This window comes from Synechococcus sp. H55.9 (genome assembly GCF_047462355.1).
Taxonomy (GTDB): domain Bacteria; phylum Cyanobacteriota; class Cyanobacteriia; order Thermostichales; family Thermostichaceae; genus Thermostichus.
The window spans coordinates 1-4,732 of sequence record NZ_JANSJB010000131.1 but is presented as its reverse complement, the minus strand read 5'-3'; the positions used below and the strand labels follow the sequence as shown (position 1 = coordinate 4,732).

Annotated in this window: 4 protein-coding genes; 3 read left to right on the top strand and 1 reads right to left on the bottom strand. The window is 61.1% G+C overall.

The window, feature by feature from the left end; all coding sequences use genetic code 11:
- Positions 1-22: 22 nt before the first annotated feature.
- Both NW857_RS12265 and NW857_RS12260 read left to right on the top strand, forming a co-directional pair.
- Complete coding sequence (locus NW857_RS12265) at positions 23-1,738, top strand: succinate dehydrogenase/fumarate reductase flavoprotein subunit (protein ID WP_414338417.1); 1,716 nt, start codon at positions 23-25, stop codon at positions 1,736-1,738.
- Positions 1,739-1,832: 94 nt separating this feature from the next.
- Complete coding sequence (locus NW857_RS12260; protein ID WP_414334662.1) at positions 1,833-2,165, top strand: aminotransferase class III-fold pyridoxal phosphate-dependent enzyme; 333 nt, start codon at positions 1,833-1,835, stop codon at positions 2,163-2,165.
- Here the strand turns inward: NW857_RS12260 and NW857_RS12255 are convergent.
- Positions 2,162-2,887 carry a hypothetical protein gene (locus NW857_RS12255; RefSeq protein WP_414352308.1) on the bottom strand — a complete coding sequence of 242 codons (726 nt, stop codon included), beginning with the start codon at positions 2,885-2,887 and terminating at the stop codon, positions 2,162-2,164. The two genes, NW857_RS12260 and NW857_RS12255, sit on opposite strands and share 4 nt — an antisense overlap.
- Positions 2,888-3,181: 294 nt before the next feature.
- Here NW857_RS12255 and purF point away from each other — a divergent pair, with 294 nt between their 5' ends.
- On the top strand, positions 3,182-4,729 hold the full coding sequence (purF, locus tag NW857_RS12250; RefSeq protein ID WP_414338412.1) for an amidophosphoribosyltransferase: 1,548 nt from the start codon (positions 3,182-3,184) through the stop codon (positions 4,727-4,729).
- The last annotated feature ends 3 nt before the right edge of the window (positions 4,730-4,732 follow it).

The following is a 4,732-nucleotide window of genomic DNA, read 5'->3' as shown; positions in this document are numbered from 1 at the left end:
GAGGGTTTGCCCACATCCATTCATGCTGGAGCACGACATTGTCATCGTTGGCGGGGGGCTGGCCGGTTGCCGGGCGGCTTTGGAGGCCATGCGGCGGGATCCCGGCCTCGACCTGGCCTTGGTATCCAAAACCCATCCGATTCGCAGCCACTCGGTAGCAGCGCAGGGGGGCATTGCCGCTGCCCTGCAAAATGTCGATCCGCGAGATTCCTGGGAAGCCCATGCCTTCGATACCGTCAAGGGATCCGATTATCTGGCGGATCAGGATGCGGTGGAGATTCTGGCCCGAGAAGCCCCTGAGGTGATTATCGATCTGGAGCACTTGGGGGTTTTGTTCTCCCGCCTGCCGGATGGCCGCATTGCCCAGCGGGCCTTTGGGGGACACAGCCACCCGCGCACCTGTTATGCCGCCGACAAAACCGGGCACGCCATTTTGCACGAGTTGGTGAGCAACCTCCAGCGTTTTGGGGTCAAGCTCTACAGCGAATGGTATGTGCTGGAGCTCATTCTGGAAGAAAACCAGGTCAAGGGAGTGGTGATGCTGGAGCTGGCCAGCGGACGGCTGGAGGTGGTGCGGGCCAAGGCAGTCATGTTGGCCACGGGCGGCTATGGGCGCATCTACAACTCCACCTCCAACGACTTTGCCTCGACCGGCGACGGCATGGCGATGGTGGCGCGGGCCGGCCTGCCTCTGCAGGATATGGAGTTTGTGCAGTTTCATCCCACGGGCCTGTATCCGGTGGGGGTGTTGATCTCGGAGGCGGTGCGCGGGGAGGGGGCTTATCTGATCAACGGGAAAGGAGAGCGCTTTATGGCTGCCTATGCCCCCAGCCAGATGGAGTTGGCCCCCCGGGATATCACGTCGCGGGCGATTGTTACGGAGGTGCGGGCCGGACGCGGGATCGACGGAAAAGATTTTGTCTATTTGGATCTGCGGCATCTGGGGGCAGAAACCATTCACATGCGGCTGCCCTTTTGTTGGGAGGAGGCCCATCGCCACCTGGGCATCGATGCGGTTGTGGATCCCATTCCGGTGCGACCGACGGTGCACTACTGCATGGGCGGGATCCCGGTGACGGTGGATGGGCAGGTGCTGCGGGATGCCCATACCCGCGTGGAAGGGCTGTTTGCTGCCGGTGAAACGGCCTGTGTTTCGGTGCATGGGGCCAACCGGCTGGGCAGCAACTCTCTTCTGGAGTGCGTGGTCTTCGGGCGGCGCACAGGGGCAGCTATGGTAGAAGCCGTCAGGGGGCGAGCCTTGCCGAAGTTGGACGAGGGATCCCTGCTCAACCAGGCCGCCGAGCGGATCGCCAGGCTGCTGGAGCGATCCGGGGCAAGCCGCATTGATCAGGTGCGGCGGCAGTTTCAAGATTGCATGACCGAGCATTGTGGGGTCTATCGCAGCGAATCGGTTCTTCAAGAAGGGATCCAAAAATGGCACCGGATCCGCCGGCGTTACGAGCAGGATTTGCGCCTGGACGATCGGGGCAGCGTGTGGAACACCGAGCTCATCGAAGCCCTGGAGCTGGACAACCTCATGACGGTGGGGGCCTTGATCCTCGCCAGCGCTCTGGAACGGCGGGAAAGTCGCGGCTCCCACGCGCGGGAAGACTATCCCCAGCGGGATGATCAACGGTTTTTACAGCACACCTTGGCCGCTTTTCGCGAGGGATCCCCCCAGATCAGCTATCGTCCCGTGGTGATCACCCGCTTTCTTCCTCAGGAGCGGAAATACTAACTTTCCAGAGGTATCCCAAGCCGATTAGGATCGCCCCATCGAGTTTTTCCACGGCTATACCTACTCCGGCCACCCGGTTGCCAGTGCCGCCGGCTTGGCCACCCTGAACCTGTATCAAGAAGAAGGCTTGTTGGAGCGGGCCGCCAGCCTCGCCCCCCTCTGGGAAGAAGCTCTCCATTCTCTGCGGGGCTTGCCCCATGTCATCGATGTGCGCAACCTCGGCTTGGTGGGGGCCATTGAACTGGAAGGGATCCCTGGCCGACCGACAGCGCAGGCTTTTGAAGCTTTCTTACGCTGCTACGAACGGGGCGTGCTGATCCGCACCACAGGTGATACCATCGCCCTTTCCCCACCTTTGATCATCGAGGAAACCCACATTGAACGCTTGGTCGCCACCTTGAGGCAAGTCCTTCAAGAGCTGCCCTAGGGAGTTGGGGCGCTCCTTTGGTTGGCCGTCGGCGTTGGCGAAGGGCTGGGAGTAGGACTGGGGCTAGGCGAAGGCGATACCGAGGGAAAGGGATTGGGGGTGCCGGCTGGCGTTGGTGAAGGGGAAGGGCTGGGCGCAGGCAACACCCGCAGAGGAGCCTTGGCGGAGGCGATGCGGCCTTGGGTATCCGCCACCATCGCCGTCACTTCATACTCCCCGGTGGGAGCAGAAGCGGGAATGGTAATGGGGATGGTGCCAATGCAGGTTTTGCTGTTGGCCTGACAGCCGACGGCAGCGGCGGTGAAATCAAACGTCAGCGTGAGAGGGTTCCGCCGGATTTCCACCCGGAAGCTGATGCCAGCTCCCAAACCCGCAGGAGTTGTCACGGCCACCAAGACATTAAAAGGAACCGTCTGTCGCGCGTCCGCCAGCGATACCACGGCAATCGAAGGTGGCTCCGCCGAGAAGGATGCGGTGGGGGAAGGACTGGGGAACGGATTCAAGAGTGGAGTGGGGGTCGGGGTGAGCAGAGGCGTCGGGACGGGAGTGAGCGTCGGGAGGGGACTGGGGACGAGAAAAGGCGTGGGCGTCGGTGCCACAACCGTTACCGGCACAGGAGTAATGGTAACCGAGGGTTGCTCGCGGCCATCTTCTTGGCAGGCCACCAGTGACAACGACACAAAAGCGGCTACACTGGCTTTCATCGCAGAGATTGCCAACATCCAGCTCTGACGGAACCTAGGGGGCTGCTGTTTCATGGGCTTTAGCTCCTCACAACACGAGCTTGGGGGTTTGTTAGGAAAACCGAGTCTCGGCAGCGTTCAACTCAAAAACCCGCACCGTCCTGCTCCCTCAACCGCGAAAGCAGAGTCTCGCAAGTGCTCCTAACACTATAGATAGAGCCTCAATTTTTTGCAAACACTATGGGTGTCACCAATCGCATGGGATCCGCCTTGGCGGTGAGATCTCAAGAGCGCTCGGGTTAGACTGATAAGTGCCACAGCAAGAGGGGATCCATGGCAGCAAAGGTGGAAGCAGAACCATCGCCAGCTCAGGAAGGGCCCAAAGAGGCCTGCGGCGTGTTCGGCATTTTGGCCCCCGGCGAGGAGGTGGCCAAGCTGACCTACTTTGGGCTGTTTGCCCTGCAGCACCGCGGCCAGGAATCGGCGGGGATTGCCACCTTTGAGGGGGCCTTTTGCCGAGTCCACAAGGCAATGGGGCTGGTTTCCCAAGTGTTTGACGAGGTGAACTTAGGCCAGCTCAGCGGCGATCTGGCAGTAGGCCACACCCGCTACTCCACTACGGGATCCAGCCGCATGGCCAACGCCCAGCCGGTGATTGTGGAAACCCGCTTGGGGCCGCTGGCTTTGGCTCACAATGGGAACTTGGTCAATGCCGAAGAGCTACGGCGTGAACTGGAAGCTGCCGAGTGCCACCTCACCGGTAGCACCGACTCGGAATGTATTGCCCACACCATTGCCCAGGCAGTGAACCAAGGTCAAGACTGGGTGGGAGCCACCTGTCAAGCTTTGCGCCGCTGCCGCGGGGCTTTCAGTCTGGTTATCGGCACGCCAGAGGGTCTGATTGGGGCGCGGGATCCCTACGGCGTGCGTCCGCTGGTGTTGGGGCTTTTGAGCAGCAACCCCGCCAGACAGGAGCTGCTGCAACCGCAGAGGCTGGGGATCCTCTGCAGCGACGGCACGCTCAACCACCCAGAAGCCCAGCCACTGCACTACGTGTTGGCTTCGGAAACCTGTGCTTTGGATATCATTGGAGCGGATTATCTGCGCCAGGTGGAGCCGGGGGAGCTGGTGTGGATTGACCGTCAAGGGCTGCAATCGCTGCGCTGGGCCGAGGCCACCCCCAAACTGTGCATCTTTGAGATGATCTACTTTGCCCGCCCCGACAGTTGCATGCACGGGGAGAGCCTCTACTCCTACCGGGTGCGGCTGGGAGAACAACTGGCCAAAGAAGCTCCGGCAGAGGCCGACTGGGTGATCTCGGTGCCCGACTCCGGCACACCGGCAGCCATTGGCTATGCCCGCCAACTGGGGATCCCCTACACGGAAGGGCTGATTAAAAACCGCTATGTGGGCCGCACCTTTATTCAGCCCACCCAGTCGATGCGGGAGCGGGGCATTCGCATGAAGCTCAACCCCCTCGAAGACGTGCTGCGGGGGCAGCGGATTGTGATTGTAGACGACTCGATTGTGCGGGGCACCACCAGCCAGAAAATCGTCAAAGCCCTGCACCAGGCAGGAGCTACGGAGGTCCACATGCGCATCTCCAGCCCCCCCGTTACCCATCCCTGCTTCTACGGCATTGACACCGACAGCCAAGACCAGCTCATTGCCGCCAAGTATTCGGTAGCAGAAATTGCCGAGAAAATCGGGGTGGACTCATTGGCCTACTTGAGCTGGGAAGGCATGCTGGCCGCCACAGGTCGGGATCCCAATTCCTTTTGCTCGGCTTGCTTTACCGGCCACTACCCCATCCCCATTCCTGAGGGGCTGAAGCGCTCCAAGCTGGCTTTGGAAACGGTAGCCAGCCGCAAAGATCGCTAGCAA

Excerpts from the sequence above, each read along its gene's own strand:
- NW857_RS12265 (WP_414338417.1), top strand. The coding sequence starts at position 23 with ATGCTGGAGCACGACATTGTCATCGTTGGCGGGGGGCTGGCCGGTTGC.
- NW857_RS12255 (WP_414352308.1), bottom strand. The coding sequence starts at position 2,887 with ATGTTGGCAATCTCTGCGATGAAAGCCAGTGTAGCCGCTTTTGTGTCG.
- purF (WP_414338412.1), top strand. The coding sequence starts at position 3,182 with ATGGCAGCAAAGGTGGAAGCAGAACCATCGCCAGCTCAGGAAGGGCCC.